Raw genomic sequence first — 15438 nt, forward strand, 5'->3', positions numbered from 1 at the left:
CCACCGACCAGACCGGCACCACCGACCAGACCGGCACCGACAGGACTACCGCGGTCGCTCGTTTCCTGCGCATCGCCGGCGTGGAGCTCACCGTTCTCACGGCCACGGTCGGGTTGGCCGTCGGACTGTCACGCACGGCGCCGCCGGTGAACGACGCACTCGTTCCCGACGATCCGACCCAGACGCTGCTCGGATACCCGATGCCCCCACCGGTCACCGCCGCGCGGCTCGCCACCGACTGGCACATCGACTGGGTCTTCCTCGCCGGCGCGGTCACCGCCGCCCTGCTCTACCTCGCCGGCCTACGCCGGCTACGGGCACGCGGCGCCCACTGGCCGCTTGGGCGCACCATTGCCTGGCTCGCCGGCTTGCTCGTCGTCGTGGTCGCCACGTCAAGCGGACTCGGGCTGTACGGGCCGGTCCTGCTCAGCGTGCACATGAGCCAGCACATGCTGCTCAGCATGCTGGCCCCGCTCCCGCTGGTGCTCGGCGCGCCGGTGACTCTGGCGCTGCGGGCGATGCGGCCCGCGACGGCTCCGCACCGCACCGGACCACGCGAATGGCTGCTGAGGACGCTGCGGTCCTGGCCGGTACGCATCCTGACCCATCCGCTGCTCGTGACGGCGAACTTTGCCGGCAGCCTCTACGTGCTCTACCTCAGCTCGCTGCTGTCGACTCTCATGCACAACCATCTCGGCCACCTGTACATGAACGTGCACTTCCTGGCGGTCGGCGTGCTGTTCTTCGAGCTGCTGATCGGGACCGACCCGCTCCCCCGCCGGCTGCCGCATCCCGGCCGCGTCCTGATGCTGCTGGCGGTCGTCCCGTTCCACGCCTTCCTCGGCCTGACCATCATGAGCACGTCGGCCCTGCTCGGCTCGGGCTGGTACGACCGCCTGGTCCGGCCCTGGGGCGTCTCACCGCTCAGCGACCAGCGGACCGCCGGGGGCATCGCCTGGTCGTTCGGCGAGATTCCCACCTTCGTCGTGCTGATCGTGCTGGCCATCCAGTGGTCCCGGCTGGACGAGCGGCAGGCGCGGACCCGGGAGCGGCGCATCGCCGCCGCTGGTGACGTCGACGCCGAACTCGACGCGTACAACGCCTACCTCGCCCAGCTCGCCGCCGGCCCAGCCCGGCGCACGCCGTCCGCGGCCACCACCACCTCGACAGCCACCACCACCTCGACAGCCACCACCACCTCGACAGCCACCACCTCACGCACGACCTCGCCCACCCCCGGAGACGAGACCAACGCTGAGGCCGAAACCTCCGGATAAGCAGGCCGGGGAGAAACCCCGGCTACGGCGTCGGCCGCGGGCCGTCGGGACCGGATGCCGCGGCCCTCCCGCCCGGACGGACGACCGCCCCCGGACGGACGACCGCCGCGGACCGCGGGCCGTCGGCAGGCGCACCCTCGGCACGCACCGCGGGCAGGGTCCGCACGTTGCTCTGCGGAACCGACGGGCGGCGCGCCGTTTCCAGGTCCACCCGCGCGGCCACCGCCGTCAGTTGACGGCGGGTGATCACCCACACGAGTTCGAGCAGGACCGCCGCCGCCACGGCGATGCCGACCGCCGTCCACGGCCCGGTCGTCCCCACCAGGGAGAGCTGGAAGAACTCCTGGCCGGAGGGGATAGCCAGGACCAGCGCGAACGCGACCGCCATGGTCAGCACGAGCGCGATGCGCCACCAGGTGTACGGACGGGCGACGATCGCCAGTGCCCACAGCGCGACTCCGAACAGCGTCAGCGTCGCCATCGAGGTTTCGGCCTCCAGGTCATGACCATAGAAATGCGACCGGGCCAGCAGGTAGGACGTCATCGTCGCCGCGGCGGCGAGCAACCCGGTGGGAAGGGCGAAGCGCAGCACCCGACCGACGAAGTCCGGCTGCGCCCGCTCGGTGTTCGGTGCCAGCGCCAGGAAGAACGACGGGATGCCGATCGTCAGCGACCCGACAAGCGTGAGATGCCGAGGGAGGAACGGGTACGGCACCTGCGTGATCACAACCACGATCGCGAGCAGGACCGAGTAGACGGTCTTGGTCAGAAACAGGTTCGCGACCCGTTCGATGTTGCCGATGACCCTCCGTCCCTCGGAGACCACAGACGGCAACGTCGCGAAGCTGTTATTCAGCAGCACGATCTGGGCGACCGCGCGGGTCGCCTGACTGCCGGATCCCATCGACACGCCGATGTCGGCGTCCTTGAGCGCCAGGACGTCGTTGACGCCGTCGCCGGTCATCGCGACGATGTGCCCCCGCGACTGCAACGCCGCGACCATCTCCCGCTTCTGCTGCGGGCTGACCCGCCCGAAGATCGAGTGGCTCTCCAGGGCGTCGGCGAGCGCGGCCCGGTCGGTCGGCAGCGTGCGGGCGTCAACGGGATCGTCGGCGCCGGGCAGCCCCAGCGTGCGGGCGACCGCGCCGACCGACAGCGCGTTGTCCCCCGAGAGAATCTTGGCGGCGACGTTCTGCTCGGCGAAGTACCGCAGGGTATCCGGGGCATCCGCCCGCAGCCGCTGGGCGATGACCACGAGCGCCACCGGGACGACGCCGGCCGGCACCGTCGCCGGGTCCGCCAGCGCGTCCGCCAGCGACGCGCCGAACCGGGCGAGCAGCAGCACCCGCAGGCCCTGCGCCCCGTACTCGTCCACGGTGGCGAGCACCCGGTCACCGGCCGCCAGCAGCACGTCGGGCGCGCCGAGCAGCCAGGTGCCCTCGGTCCCGCCCACGGCGGCGAGGGTCGCGCCGCTCCACTTGCGCGCCGAGGAGAACGGCGCGTCCGCCCGCACCTGCCAGCCCGGCGGGGCGGGATAGGCATCGATGATCGCCTGCATGCTCGGATTCGGCCGGCTGTCGGCCGCGCCGAGGGCGCCGAGCACGCTCGGCACGAGGGTGCCCGGCGCTGCGGCCACGCCTGCCCCAACGGCGGCGCCGGTGCCCGGCTCGACGATCCGCAGCTCCACGACGTCCATCGCAGCCTCGGTGAGGGTGCCGGTCTTGTCCAGACAGACGACGTCGACGCGGGCCAGCCCCTCGATCGCGGGCAGTTCCTGCACCAGGCACTGCCGCCGGCCCAGCCGTACCACGCCGACCGCGAAGGCGACCGACGTAAGCAACACCAAGCCCTCCGGCACCATCGGCACGAGTCCGGCGACCATCCGGCGGATGGCCTCGGGCAGGTCGTCGTCGTTAACGACCACCTGGCTGACGATCAGCGCGATGCCGGCCGGAATAATCATCCAGGTGACGACCCGCAGAATGGTGCTGATGCCGCCCCGCAGCTCGGAGCGCACCAGGGTGAACCGGCTCGCCTCCTCGGCGAGCCGGGCCGCGTAGGCTTCGCGGCCAACCCGGGTCGCCCGGAACGCCCCCGACCCCGCGACGACGAAGCTGCCCGACATGACGATGTCACCGGGCTGCTTGTGCACCGGATCCGCCTCGCCGGTGAGCAGCGACTCGTCGACCTCCAGGTGATCGGCCGTCAGGACCAGACCATCGACGGGAATCTTGTCGCCGGCGCCGAGCTCAATCACGTCGTCCAGCACGATCTCGGCGGCGGGGAGCTCGCGGGTGACACCGTCACGCCGCACGACGGGCCGGGACTCCCCCACCACGGCGAGCCGGTCCAGGGTGCGCTTCGCCCGCAGCTCCTGGAACAGGCCGACCAGGGTGTTCACAATGATCACGCCGCCGAACAGGGCGTCCTGGAATGGACCGACGATGGCGACGAAGACCAGTAGAACACCGATGATCGCGTTGATCCGGGTGAGGACGTTCGCACGGATGATGTCGCGCAGCGAGCGACTGGAGCGGACCGGCACGTCGTTGACGCGGCCGTCCGCGAGGCGTTCGGCGACCTCGGCGGCGGTCAACCCAGCGGCGGATCGACCGATCGCGATGGGTCCGGACCCGGCCCCGGCGGCGGACGCGGAATCGCTGGGAGGCGCCGGGTTCCGGTCGTCGAGCCGTCCCGGAGACAGCCGCGCTCCCGCGGCCCCTCGCCGAACCATGGTGTCCCTCCACGCTCCGTCGCGGCCGCTGCCGGAGGCTTGGCAGCGGAATCGTTATCGGTTTCCCGACCGACCTCGGGCGGGTCTCGGACTCGTTTGGATATGTCCCGTAGATGCCTCCACCGTCTGCACACGCGGACCGCCGACCCTCACCGTAGTTGACGGCCGTAGGCGCGTGGGTCGCGCCTGGGGGCTCCCCGCCCGTTCAGCCCGGGGGGGCACCGGCGTCGGGGCTGAGGGCACCCCCGACCAGCAGGGAGAACAGCAGCAGCCCCAGCCCCACGCGATACAGCACGAAGGGCGCGAAACTGCGCGTCGAGATGTACCGCAGGAACCATGCGATCGCGGCGTAGCCGGTGACGAACGCCACGAATGTGGCGAGGATCGTCGGGCCCCAGGCGACGTCGGCATCCTTCCCACCGATGGAACGCAGCTCGAAGACCCCGGACGCCAGCACCGCCGGCATCGCCAGCAGGAAGGAGTACCGGGCCGCAGCCTCGCGAGTATAGCCGAGAAGCAGGCCCCCGCTGATCGTCGCACCGGACCGGGAGACGCCGGGGATCAGCGCGGCAGACTGAGCGAGACCATAGAGGAGCCCGTCACGCACCGACAAGTCCTCAAGCACCTTGCGCGGGCGGAGCGGCGAATGACGACCCTGCGGCCGCCCCTTCGAGGCGTACCAGTCCGCGCCGCCCAGGATCAGGCCGAGCACGATCAGCGTCGTGGCAATCAGCCGCAGGTCGCGGAACGGACCCTCGATGGCGTCCTGCAGCGTCACCCCGAGCAGGCCGATCGGAAGGGTGCCGAGGATGACCAGCCAGCCCGTCCGGGCGTCGGGGTCCTTACGCATCTCCCGGCGGGTGAGCGAGCGCGCCCACGCCGCCACGATGCGGGCGATGTCCCTGCGGAAGTAGATCAGCACGGCGGTCTCGGTGCCGATCTGGGTCACGGCGGTGAACGCGGCGCCCGGGTCCTCCCAGCCGGCGAGCGCGGCAGCGATGCGCAGGTGGGCGCTGGACGAGACCGGGAGAAACTCGGTGAGCCCCTGAACGAGACCGAGGACCGTTCCCTCGAAGAAGTTCATCGACGCGCCGACCTGGCCCACGAGCCAGACGAGTCCGGTTCATCCGGTCCATCCGGTCCGTTCAGCCCGTCCGGCGAGGCCGCCGGGTCCGGAGGCCACGCCGAACGACGATTGGTCTGCCGGCTCCGCGCCCGGCCTGTTCGCGTCATCCACGCATACCCGACCACGGCTTCACCGTAGCGAAGGGTGAAATGCGGGCGGATGCTGGGTGACGGCGTCCCCGCCTTCTCCGATCCTCCGACCTGGTCCGATCGACCTGGTCCGATCGACCTGGTCCGATCGGGGTTCGGCCGGATCGGGCCGAGTCCACCCCGCAGCAGGCCCCCACATGGGCTGACCTGGCGGTTCGTCGGACAGTCACGGACCGCGACAAACGAGCGGGTTCACCCTCTGGCCATACAACCGAACGGAATCGCTCACTTTCTGTTCATCTGCGACCCGCACCGTGTCACCCGGAAGTACAGACCGCCCGCCTCGTGGCGGTCTGGCGCGCCCCGACCAGGGTCGGGGCGCGACACGGTACGCCTGGGAGGTTACACGATGAGTCACCTGCTCGCGAATGTGATCATTGAAGTGGTCGGAACGGCCGTGATCCTGCTTCTGACCGGTCTGGTGCGACGCTGGCTGGGCCAACCGGCCGCTCGCCCCGCCTGATCCGACCCAACCCGACCTGATCCAAACCGACCCAACCCGACCTGATCCGACCCGACCTGCCCCGCCGCCGGTCCGGCCCGTCCTGGACATCCGGGACCAGTGCCGGCCGGACGGACGACACGATCAGTCATGCGGCCTGGAGGTCCGGGACGCGGTTCTGGAGGGCTGCGTACCACCGTCCGGATTGTCCCGAAAATCGGGATCTCCCACGTGGGCGAACGGTAAGGCGACCGAATCACGGTAACAAGTCGGCGTCGCACCATACAGCCGTTTGAATTCTCGACAGAAGTGACTCGTGTCCGCAAAACCCCAACGGCTGGCGATCGCCTGAATGGAGCATGATCCCTCGATCAGGTCCCGGCGGGCTCGTGCGAGTCGCTGGGAGCGGACGACGGCGCTGTAGCTGTTTCCTGTCGCGGCGAAGCTGCGCTGCAGCGTGCGGACAGACACACACTGCGCAGCGGCCGCCGCGGCGGCGCTGACGTCGCGGTGGCCAAGGTTTCGAGCTATCCAGCGTTCCACTGCGAGCCGCAGCGCTTCCCCAGTGATCGCACTCGTGAACGTGGCCTCGGGGCGCACCGCCGCGGCCACCAGCTCCAATGCCGCGTTGCGGGCCGCCGTTATGGTGGGGGCGGGAACCTCGTGCGGGAGGCCGGCAAGTGATGCGACATAGCTGCGCAACAACCTAATCGCGGGAGCGTTCACATCCACCACGAGGTCGGCTTCCAACCACGGGCTCTCCAAGACCTCTTCCAGCGCCACTCTCGGGATTACCAGGGTAATTTTGCGGAAGTGCTCGACAACTTCGAACCGCACCTTTTGCATGCTGTTCCAGATGACGAAGCTTCCTGGAGTGACAACAATCTTCTTGTCCTCGATGGCAAGCCGTTCAGTCCCAGCGGTAGCGAAGAATATCGCGATATTGTCCTCGCTGGTCCGGCTGATCAGATTTCGACTACGTTCACCCCTGCACGGATCACATGCGATATCCAGCAGCGCGATGTCATCGAACCAGCGACGCTCAATCGAGGCACGGTAGGGTAATCGCCCTGGAGGAACATCAGTGTGGAATGGCGTCACCGCGCTGCCCAGGATCTCCTCCCAGCGTCCAGGACGGTCGCGATGGGGTACATCGACGAGGTCGTACGTCTCGTAGATTCGCATGATGGCCTCCTACCGGGAACCTGGGCCGCCGCGCCCGCAAGCATAAGCAGTGGGAAGACGTGGGGGAAGCCCAGGTAAGTCGCGATAGCGGAATCCACGCTCGTGGTGTACGAATAGCGACCGGCTGGCGACTCGTCGAAGGCGAGGGTCGCACAAGGCTCACCAGGGTGGCCAGGGTGGCCGGTGGGACTCGCAAGGCTTACTGGTGGGACCAGCGTGATCACCGGCCCCACCAACCGACTGGCTACGAGAGGGCGAAGCTGGTCAGGTCAACCGGTATGATCCCGTGCTTCCTGCAGTACTCGTTGTATCGTTCGGCGAACGTATGGGCCTGCTCGATGCCTATGATCTCGTCGCTTGGGCCGAGGAAAGCAATAGCTCCTTCAACCGAGATGAACACCTCGATGCCCTCGTCAGGCTCCACAATGAACGTGTGCCTGCTGTTGGCGACCTCGTACACGAAGTCACCCGGCCCCGACACCCAGGCGTGCTCCGCGTACCGCCATTTCCCTCGAACGGTGTAGACAAGCACGCGGCCATAATGGTCGTGCACACCCAGCGAAGCTCCCCCCGGCGCCCGCAGAAGCATTTGCGTCTCGCTCTTGATCAGATCCACATGAAGGATCTTTAATTCCACCTCGTTCGTGTAAGGCGTGAACGGAACCCAGGGAAGATCATCGACTCCCGTGTACGTTGGAGCGAAATGTTGGAGGGGATTGACCAGTGTCGTCATCTGCATCTCCTCGGGTGGCTGTCGTCGATCCCTGCCTTCGGAATCGTCTGGATCCGGCGGGGAACAGCCGGCTAGGCGAGCGGTAGGGTTTGATTCTGGACCCACCAAAAGATCCGAGATAGAACAGCGGTGACAGATCCCTGAACATACGCGACAAGCGCGGGTGCCACGCGCGCCATTGGGGCGCGGACCGGGGTGCCGATGACACCGCCGGGCAGGATAATCCCCTGATGATGCGGATGTCCGACGACCGTGTGCGAGAACTCACCGCTGCGCTGGAACACGACGAGGGACTGGTGGATCCCACGATCAAGCGTGTCCGGCGCGAGATCCCGGCCTATGAGGTGGTCCCGACCGAGGCGCTGGTGACGAGCATCCACCGCAACGTCGTGCTGGCGTGCCGCACCCTGCGGGCGGGCGTCGTGCCGCCGAGCTCGGAGATCTGGCAGGCCGAGCGCACAACGCTGGAACGGCTCCGGCAGGGCGTGCCGATCGAGGACATCATGGGCGGCTTCCGCATCTGCATAGCGAGTATCCAGGACCGGCTGGTGGATCGCGCCCAGGAGTTCGGGGTCGACCACCCCGAGTCGCTCACCCTCACCTCGCTGCTGTGGAAGCTGAGTGACGTGTTCTCCGCTCGTGCGGCGAGCGCCTACCGTGAGTACGGCCTGTCGCATGCGGTGGCGGACCGAAGGCGCAGGGACGAATGGCTCGCCGGGCTGCTCGCCGGCACCCTGTCTCCGACGCAGATTGAGCAGGGGTGCATCCGCTACCACGTGCGGCGCGACACACGCCTGCGGGCGGTGTGCACTGCCACCCTGTCGGAAGCGGAGCTGGACCAGGCCCTCAACCTGATCAACCAGGGGTGCCGGCGCAGCAACATGGTCCTGCTCCTGGTGCCCTCCCAAGGCCGGCTCGTGGGGATCGTGTCGGGGCCGCCACCCGCGGTCCCGGGGCTGCTGGTCGCCGCCGGGCCCGAGGGGCCGCTGGGCCGGGTCGCGGCGTCCTTCTCGGTGGCCAACGACGTATTGGCCGCGGCCCGACTGCGCCACGACGAGGGCGTGCACACCCTCGAGAGCCTCGGCTGGCGGGTGGCCGTGCCGCGTGCGGCGGACGTGACCGCACTGATGCGGGCCCGCTACCTCCAGCCGCTCCGGGACACCGGTGCGTTCGGGGAGGAAGTCGTCGAGTCGCTCCGCTGCTACCTGGCCAATGGCCGTAACATCCCGCGGACCGCCGAGGCGCTGCATGTACACGTCAACACGCTGCGCTACCGACTAGCCCGGTTCGAGGAGCTGACCGGGCGGTCCCTGGACGACACCGACACCCTGGTGGAACTGTCCTGGGCCTTCCATGCGGAGACGGCAGCCCCGCCGGTTTCGTAGCCGCGTACGAAGCGAAGGGCGCCGCGTTGGCATCCCGCCCGTAGCCTTCGATGTGTCGCACGCCACATCCTGTTGGAAATTCGTACCCGTTACCGGGCCCATCAGAGCTCGACGTTCCGAGCTGGTGGTCTCGGCCCCGCCCAACAGGGGAGCAACCCATGACCGCTTCGATGACAGCAACAACCGGCCTCCGGGAGCGGACCAACCACTATCGGCAGCTCCTGGCCGCCTCCGTCGGCAACGCCGTCGAATGGTTCGACTGGTACATCTACTCGATGCTTGCGGTGTACTTCTCCACGCAGTTCTTCCCGGCCAGCCCGGGAGGCAGCCTGGTGCCGCTGATGTCGACCTTAGCGATCTTCGCCGTCGGATTCTTCGCCCGCCCGGTCGGAGCGCTGATCCTCGGGATTCTCGCCGACCGGATCGGCCGCCGCAGGACGCTCAGCACCACGATTATGGGCATGGGCCTGGGCAGTCTCATCATCGGGCTTGCCCCCACCTACAAGCAGGTCGGGGTCGCCGCCCCGGCACTGCTCCTGCTGGCCCGGCTGATCCAGGGTGCCTCCGCGGGGGGCGAGTATGCCGCGGGAAGCGCGTTTCTCATCGAGTCCGCGCCGGCTGGCCGTCGGGGACTGTACTCGAGCTTCTTCTACATCAGTGCGACCTCGGCCAACCTGGCGGCGATCGGGATCAGCGCCTTACTCGCCAGCACGCTGGACTCGCAGAACATGACCAGCTGGGGCTGGAGGATCCCCTTCCTGCTCGGCTCGGTCGCGGCCATGGTCGGCATGTGGATCCGGACGCACGCCAAGGAGACCCTCACCCAGACGGCGGACGAGCCGGCCGGTGCCCGTCGTGCCGACATGTTCGAGTTCCTCCGCCGGCACCCCAGGGAATCCCTCCAGGTGTTCGGGCTGACCGCGGCCCCGGCCCTGGTGTTCTATGTATGGACCGCCTATCTGCCGACGTACGCGAACATCACGGTGGGCTCCAACCTCAAGCACGGCCTGCTCTCCGGTGTCGTCGCGCTGACCATCTTCCTCGCCCTGCAGCCGGTCTTCGGAGCGATCTCGGACCGCGTCGGCAGGCGGCCGATGCTGCTCATCTTCGGCACCTTCTTCGTGGTCGGCACGGTTCCGATGCTGGCCCTACTGGACGGCTCGACCACCAGACTGCTCCTGGTTCAGATCATGGGGCTGGTGTTCCTCGCCTGCTGGTCGTGCATCTCGAGCGCGGTGGTCGCCGAGCTGTTCCCGGCGCGCCTGCGCAGCTCCGGTATCGGGTTCCCCTATGCGCTCTCCGTCGCCCTCTTCGGCGGCACCGGCCCCTACGTCGCCACCTACCTCGTGGACATCGGCCACGCCGCCTCCTTCGGCTGGTACGTCACCGCCGTCGCCCTGGTCAGCACCGTGGTCTTCAGCCGGCTCCCCGAGACCGCGCACCGGCCCCTGCACTGACCGACAGGAGACATCGCCCGCGAGTCCGAGCGTCCGAGCGTCCGAGCGTCCGGATCACGCTGGCAGGGAACGGTGGTGGCTTCCACCGCGGTGGCTTCCACCGCGGTGGAGGGGCTGTCGCATCCCTACAGCCGTCGAAGCGGCCAGAACGGTCACCGCCAGAACGGTCACCGTCAGGAGGCCGCCTGGCCGTCGGCCAGACCCGCGATGGCCGCGCTGACGGCGAGAATCCGGCGCGCGTTGTCGACGTGCAGGTTCTCGATCAGCCGGCCGTCGACGGTCGCCACTCCGCGGCCCTCGCGTAGCGCCTCCTCCCAGACCCGCACGATCTCCGCGGCCTGCGCGACCTGGGCCTCAGTGGGTGAGAACGTGCGGTTACACGTCTCGATCTGGTTGGGGTGGATAAGCGTCTTACCGTCGAAGCCCATCTCGCGGCCCTGGCGGCATTCCGCCGCGAAGCCGTCGGCGTCGCGGATGTCGTTGTAGACACCGTCGAGGATCGCGGTTCCACTCGCGCGCGCGGCCAGCAGACACAGCCCCAGGCCGGTCAGCAGCGGGGCGCGGCCGGGCACGAATTCGGCACGCAGCTCGTTGGCCAGGTCGTTGGTGCCCATCACGAGGACGGTGAGCCGCGGCGACGCCTGGGCGATCTCCTGGGCGCGCAGGATGGCACCAGGTGTCTCCACCATCGCCCATATCATGGTGCGGTCCGGCGCGCCGGCCGCTTCGAGCCCTTTTTCGATCGCGTGGACGTCCGACGGCGACTCGACCTTCGGCACCACGACGGCGTCCGGGCCCACCCGTCCCGCGGCGCGCAGGTCGTCGGCATGCCAGGAGCTGCCGCGGGCGTTGACGCGAACCGTGACCTCCCGGTGGCCGTAGGCGGCATCGGCCACCGCCGCGCAGACCTGCTCCCGGGCGCGCTCCTTGGCGACGGGCGCCACCGCGTCCTCGAGGTCCAGGATGAGCGCGTCGGCCGGCAGATTCCTGGCCTTCTCCATGGCGCGCTCGTTGGCCCCGGGCATGTAGAGGACGGAACGCCGCGGACGGTACGCGGCGGGTGGGCGGCCCGCGGACGGGGAACCCGGGGAACCCGCGGCCGCGGTGCCGGTCATCGTGCCTCCGGCGCGGGTAGTCCGTAGGCCGCCGCGAGCTGCGCGTCCCGGGCGGCGAGGCGAGTGGCGAGAGTGAGGATGACCCGGCACTGCTTCACCGAGGCGTCGTCCTGCATCGTACCGTCCACCATCACGGCACCCGTTCCGTCGCCCATGGCCGCGACGACGCGCTTTGCCCACTCGACATCCGCGGGCTCGGGGCTGAAGACCTTCTTCGCGATGTCGATCTGAACGGGATGCAGTGACCACGCCCCGACACACCCGAGCAGGAACGCGTTGCGGAACTGGTCCTCGCAGGCGAGGACGTCGGCGATGTCACCGAACGGCCCGTAGTACGGCATGATCCCGTTCGCCGCGCAGGCGTCTACCATCCGGGCGAGCGTGTAGTGCCAGGGATCCTGCTGGAACGTGGCTCGGACAGCCGCCGGGTCGTCCGGCCGCGGATCCTGGCGTACCAGGTAGCCGGGGTGCCCACCGCCGACACGGGTTGTCTTCATCCGCCGGTCCGCCGCCAGGTCCGCCGGGCCGAGGGACAGACCCTGCATGCGGGGACTTGCCGCGCAGATCTCCTCGACGTTCGCGACCCCTCGCGCGGTCTCCAGAATCGCGTGGACAAGCACCGGCCGGGACAGGCCGGCCTTCGCCTCCAACTGGGCGAGGAGGCGGTCCACATAGTGGATGTCCTCCGCCCCCTGGACCTTGGGCACCATCACCACGTCGAGATTCTCGCCGATGGCGGGCACGAGCGTGAGCAGGTCGTCGAGCCCCCAGGGTGAGTCGAGGCTGTTCAGGCGGATCCAGAACTGCGTCTCACCGAAGTCCGCGCCGTCGACGATCTTTATCAGGTTCTCCCTGGCAACGATCTTGTTGTCCGCTCGGACCCCGTCCTCGAGGTTCCCGAGCAGCACGTCGACCCGGGGGATGATCTGCGGCAGCTTCGCCGCCATCTTCTCGTTGCTCGGGTCGAAGAAGTGAATCATCCGGGACGGCCGCCACGGGATCTCGCGAGGCGGGGGTGGCGCCCCCACGGCGAGGGGAGCGAAGAAATCCTTGGCGCTGCGCATGTGAAATCTCCCGGGAAGGAACCCTGGCCGGTGCCGGGTGACCGGCTCCCGGCGACCAGCGCGACACTCAGCGTCGACGACGCCCGACTCCGCCGGACTGTATCAGTTTGATGTCCGACACGCTCCCCTGAGCATCTCCCGCCCGATCGCGACCGTCGAGGTCATGGTCCAGTCGGCAGGCATTCTCTGCGATCCGGGCGCTCTATTTCTGTTCCATGAGTTCCGCATAAACCACTGCGACAGGAGAATTCCCCGTCGCCATTCCGTCCAGGTCCGCAGTCTGGCTTTCTCCGTGCGGACGTCTTACCCACACCGTCGGCGTTCGGTGCCTGTTCACGAGCAGCCCCCTCAACCAGCCTCCCCTCAACCAGCCCGATCGGAGACATCGTCTGCGCCCGATACGAAGGGGCATGATGACCTCTGCCATCCCCGGTCCGGCCCGGGCGTCGGCGTTCGCGCTGTTCTCGTCGTCCGCGGGTGCCGGGCTGGCCGGCGGCCCGTCCTCGCCGGTGTCCTGCTCGACCACTTCTGGTGGGACTCGATATTCCTGGTGAACGTGCTGCTCGGCCTGCTCGGAGTCGCGGGCGGCCACGTAAACCGGCGCCGATGGCTATGATCGCCAGAAAGTCCAGGATGCGGGAAGCACAGTCCACAGGCTGGAACGCCGCTGTACGGCCGTCCCGGCGGTTGGCGGCGAGTGGTCGTGTACGTCGGGGAGAACCCGGAGAAGGAGTTCGAGGAGCCGCCATGACCAACGCCGCTCCACCCGCCGCTGCGGTGCCCGGTCTCGCCGCCCGAGCCGGCGCCGTGCGCACCTCGCCAGTGCGGGAGATCCTCGCGCTGACCGCCCACCCGGAGGTGATCTCCTTCGCCGGCGGTCTACCCGCTCCCGAGCTCTTCGACGCCGACGGAATCCGGCGCGCCTACGACCGGGTGCTCACCGAGGAGCCGCGGCGCGTGCTGCAGTACTCCGCCACGGAGGGCGACCCGGACCTGCGCCAGACGGTCGCGGAACGCCTGGCGCGCCGCGGCCTGCCCACCCGAGCGGACGACCTGCTGATCACGACGGGCTCGCAGCAGGCCCTGACGCTGCTGTCGGCGACGCTCGTGGAGCCGGGTGACGCGGTCCTCGTGGAGGATCCGACCTATCTGGCTGCCCTGCAGTGCCTCGGCCTCGCGGGTGCCCGGGTGGTGCCCGTCCCCACCGACGAGCACGGGATCCTCCCCGACCGGTTGGCGGAGACGGTGGCCCGCGAGCGTCCCAGACTGCTCTACCTGGTGCCGACCTTCCAGAACCCCACCGGTCGGACGCTGTCCGCGGCGCGCCGCGCGGCCGTCGCCCGGGTGGCCGCGGAGCAGGGCCTGTGGATCGTCGAGGACGACCCCTACGGTGAGCTGCGCTTCCAGGGCACGCGGGAGCCGTGGATCGCGTCGTTCGCCGACGCCGCCGACCGCACCGTCCTGCTCGGCAGCTTCTCCAAGATCATAGCCCCAGGGATGCGACTGGGCTGGCTGCGGGCCCCGGCCATGCTGCGGCGGGCCTGCGTGATCGCCAAGCAGGCCGCGGACCTGCACACCTCCACGGTCGATCAGGCCGCCGCCGCCCGGTATCTGGCCGACGCCGACCCCGACCTGCACATTGCTCGGATGTGCGCCGCCTACCGCGAACGCCGCGACGCGCTCCTCGACGGGCTCGCCTGGGCGCTGCCGCCCGGGAGCAGCTGGAACCGGCCCGAGGGCGGCATGTTCGTCTGGGCCCGCCTCCCCGATGGTCACGACGCCACCGCCCTGCTGCCCGGCGTGGTGGAGCACGACGTGGCCTACGTTCCCGGTGCTCCTTTTTTCGCGGGGCCGCCGGACCCCGCGACGCTGCGCCTGTCCTTCACCACGCACCCGCCGGTGGAGATCACGAAGGGGTTGACGCGGCTGGCACGGGCGTTCGGAGTATGACCGTCATCCCTGACCGGGTGCCGGTGCCGGCCCGACACGAGTCGGCGGAGATCGACGAAACGGCGGGGACCGACGAAACGATAGAGACCGCCGCAAAGGCGCTTAGGCGAACACGTCCTGTAGCCAGTCGGTCCAGGCCTGGGTGGTCTTCGCCTGGTCGGCGCCGGGGGCGAACAGGTGCAGGGCGATGCCGATCGGGGCGCCGAAGGCGTTGCGGCCGAAGAAGCGGTACAGCCCGTCGCCGGTCCGCAGGCCGAGGAAGTGGGGATGCAGGTAGTCGACCACGGCGTCCAGCGGGTCGATGCCCGGGAGGGTGACGCGCACCGCGTCGCCCTGGCCGACCTCGTCGGCGACGCCGAGCTCGCGGCGCAGCCGGACGAACGCGTCCGGCGCGGTCGAGGACGCCGGCGCGTCGGCCGCGACGTAGGTCACCGGCCGGCGACTGAAGTACCGCAGGTACTGGCCGAGCGTGTGCAGGTAGAAGTCGGTGTGCTGGCTGGCGCCGTCGTACTGGTTCTCCCAGTCGTCGACGAAGATCCCGCTGTGGACGTAGCGGAAGGAGGTCGTGCCGCCGTCCCGGCCCTCGATCACATGTTCCAGCTGGTTGAGCCAGCCATCCGCACCCTCCACCCGGGTGACGAGGTGGTGCGGCGGATCCCAGACGGTGACCGTGCCCCCGAAGGGCGCGGCGCCACCCTGGCGGGGCTCGAACTCCATCGGCCACAGCCATCCGCCGTTACCGGTGGTCACGGCGTCCCAGTACTCCTCCGGGGAGGTGGGCAGCACGCCCTCGCGGCGGATCTCGAACCCACGGGACATCT

At 69.2% G+C, this 15438-nt stretch carries 12 protein-coding genes; 5 read left to right on the forward strand and 7 right to left on the reverse strand.

Annotation, left to right across the window (positions count from 1 at the left end; genetic code table 11):
- Positions 1-1277, forward strand: a 1277-nt coding sequence (locus BMG523DRAFT_RS26370) for a cytochrome c oxidase assembly protein (RefSeq protein ID WP_235463025.1), incomplete at its 5' end; no start/stop codon positions are given.
- A 22-nt stretch (positions 1278-1299) separates the two neighbouring features.
- On the opposite strand, the gene BMG523DRAFT_RS09375 is transcribed toward BMG523DRAFT_RS26370, so the two are convergent.
- The 4 genes from BMG523DRAFT_RS09375 to BMG523DRAFT_RS09395 form a co-directional block, all read right to left on the reverse strand.
- Positions 1300-4011 (reverse strand): HAD-IC family P-type ATPase, encoded by a 2712-nt coding sequence (locus BMG523DRAFT_RS09375; RefSeq protein ID WP_011437184.1) that lies wholly within the window; start codon positions 4009-4011, stop codon positions 1300-1302.
- A 205-nt stretch (positions 4012-4216) separates the two neighbouring features.
- Positions 4217-5095 (reverse strand): undecaprenyl-diphosphate phosphatase, encoded by an 879-nt coding sequence (locus BMG523DRAFT_RS09380; RefSeq protein WP_011437185.1) that lies wholly within the window; start codon positions 5093-5095, stop codon positions 4217-4219.
- A gap of 777 nt (positions 5096-5872) precedes the next feature.
- Positions 5873-6913, reverse strand: a complete 1041-nt coding sequence (locus BMG523DRAFT_RS09390) for an AraC family transcriptional regulator (RefSeq protein ID WP_023840753.1) — start codon at positions 6911-6913, stop codon at positions 5873-5875.
- Between the two features lie 244 nt (positions 6914-7157).
- Positions 7158-7646 carry a 2,4'-dihydroxyacetophenone dioxygenase family protein gene (locus tag BMG523DRAFT_RS09395; protein WP_011437188.1) on the reverse strand — a complete coding sequence of 163 codons (489 nt, stop codon included), beginning with the start codon at positions 7644-7646 and terminating at the stop codon, positions 7158-7160.
- A gap of 239 nt (positions 7647-7885) precedes the next feature.
- Here BMG523DRAFT_RS09395 and BMG523DRAFT_RS09400 point away from each other — a divergent pair, with 239 nt between their 5' ends.
- Both BMG523DRAFT_RS09400 and BMG523DRAFT_RS09405 read left to right on the forward strand, forming a co-directional pair.
- Positions 7886-9031 (forward strand): CdaR family transcriptional regulator, encoded by a 1146-nt coding sequence (locus BMG523DRAFT_RS09400; protein ID WP_035731897.1) that lies wholly within the window; start codon positions 7886-7888, stop codon positions 9029-9031.
- 170 nt (positions 9032-9201) lie between these two features.
- The gene (locus tag BMG523DRAFT_RS09405; RefSeq protein WP_035941473.1) at positions 9202-10488 is read left to right on the forward strand and encodes an MFS transporter; all 1287 of its coding nucleotides are present in this window, start codon (positions 9202-9204) and stop codon (positions 10486-10488) included.
- Between the two features lie 173 nt (positions 10489-10661).
- On the opposite strand, the gene BMG523DRAFT_RS09410 is transcribed toward BMG523DRAFT_RS09405, so the two are convergent.
- Entirely contained in the window at positions 10662-11603 is a 942-nt protein-coding gene (locus BMG523DRAFT_RS09410; RefSeq protein ID WP_083494779.1) for a CoA ester lyase, read from the reverse strand.
- Positions 11600-12667, reverse strand: coding sequence for a CoA ester lyase (locus BMG523DRAFT_RS09415; RefSeq protein ID WP_011437192.1), 1068 nt, complete (start codon positions 12665-12667; stop codon positions 11600-11602). The genes BMG523DRAFT_RS09410 and BMG523DRAFT_RS09415 overlap by 4 nt, the downstream gene beginning before the upstream one ends.
- Before the next feature lie 410 nt (positions 12668-13077).
- Between BMG523DRAFT_RS09415 and BMG523DRAFT_RS25245 the strand changes: the two genes are divergently transcribed.
- Entirely contained in the window at positions 13078-13221 is a 144-nt protein-coding gene (locus BMG523DRAFT_RS25245; RefSeq protein WP_160172385.1) for a hypothetical protein, read from the forward strand.
- A gap of 193 nt (positions 13222-13414) precedes the next feature.
- A complete protein-coding gene (locus BMG523DRAFT_RS09420; RefSeq protein WP_011437194.1) occupies positions 13415-14617 on the forward strand; it encodes a PLP-dependent aminotransferase family protein in 1203 nt (400 codons plus the stop codon).
- A gap of 102 nt (positions 14618-14719) precedes the next feature.
- On the opposite strand, the gene BMG523DRAFT_RS09425 is transcribed toward BMG523DRAFT_RS09420, so the two are convergent.
- On the reverse strand, positions 14720-15436 hold the full coding sequence (locus tag BMG523DRAFT_RS09425) for an SRPBCC domain-containing protein (protein ID WP_043590910.1): 717 nt from the start codon (positions 15434-15436) through the stop codon (positions 14720-14722).
- Positions 15437-15438 lie beyond the last annotated feature (2 nt).

Source organism: Frankia sp. BMG5.23 (assembly GCF_000685765.2).
Lineage (GTDB): Bacteria > Actinomycetota > Actinomycetes > Frankiales > Frankiaceae > Frankia > Frankia casuarinae.

What these genes read in the sequence shown, in the direction of transcription:
- BMG523DRAFT_RS09375 (WP_011437184.1), bottom strand. Translation starts at nt 4,011, where the DNA reads ATGGTTCGGCGAGGGGCCGCGGGAGCGCGGCTGTCTCCGGGACGGCTC.
- BMG523DRAFT_RS09415 (WP_011437192.1), bottom strand. Translation starts at nt 12,667, where the DNA reads ATGCGCAGCGCCAAGGATTTCTTCGCTCCCCTCGCCGTGGGGGCGCCA.
- BMG523DRAFT_RS09405 (WP_035941473.1), top strand. Translation starts at nt 9,202, where the DNA reads ATGACAGCAACAACCGGCCTCCGGGAGCGGACCAACCACTATCGGCAG.
- BMG523DRAFT_RS09425 (WP_043590910.1), bottom strand. Translation starts at nt 15,436, where the DNA reads ATGTCCCGTGGGTTCGAGATCCGCCGCGAGGGCGTGCTGCCCACCTCC.
- BMG523DRAFT_RS09400 (WP_035731897.1), top strand. Translation starts at nt 7,886, where the DNA reads ATGTCCGACGACCGTGTGCGAGAACTCACCGCTGCGCTGGAACACGAC.
- BMG523DRAFT_RS09380 (WP_011437185.1), bottom strand. Translation starts at nt 5,095, where the DNA reads ATGAACTTCTTCGAGGGAACGGTCCTCGGTCTCGTTCAGGGGCTCACC.
- BMG523DRAFT_RS09390 (WP_023840753.1), bottom strand. Translation starts at nt 6,913, where the DNA reads ATGCGAATCTACGAGACGTACGACCTCGTCGATGTACCCCATCGCGAC.
- BMG523DRAFT_RS09410 (WP_083494779.1), bottom strand. Translation starts at nt 11,603, where the DNA reads ATGACCGGCACCGCGGCCGCGGGTTCCCCGGGTTCCCCGTCCGCGGGC.
- BMG523DRAFT_RS25245 (WP_160172385.1), top strand. Translation starts at nt 13,078, where the DNA reads ATGATGACCTCTGCCATCCCCGGTCCGGCCCGGGCGTCGGCGTTCGCG.
- BMG523DRAFT_RS09395 (WP_011437188.1), bottom strand. Translation starts at nt 7,646, where the DNA reads ATGACGACACTGGTCAATCCCCTCCAACATTTCGCTCCAACGTACACG.
- BMG523DRAFT_RS09420 (WP_011437194.1), top strand. Translation starts at nt 13,415, where the DNA reads ATGACCAACGCCGCTCCACCCGCCGCTGCGGTGCCCGGTCTCGCCGCC.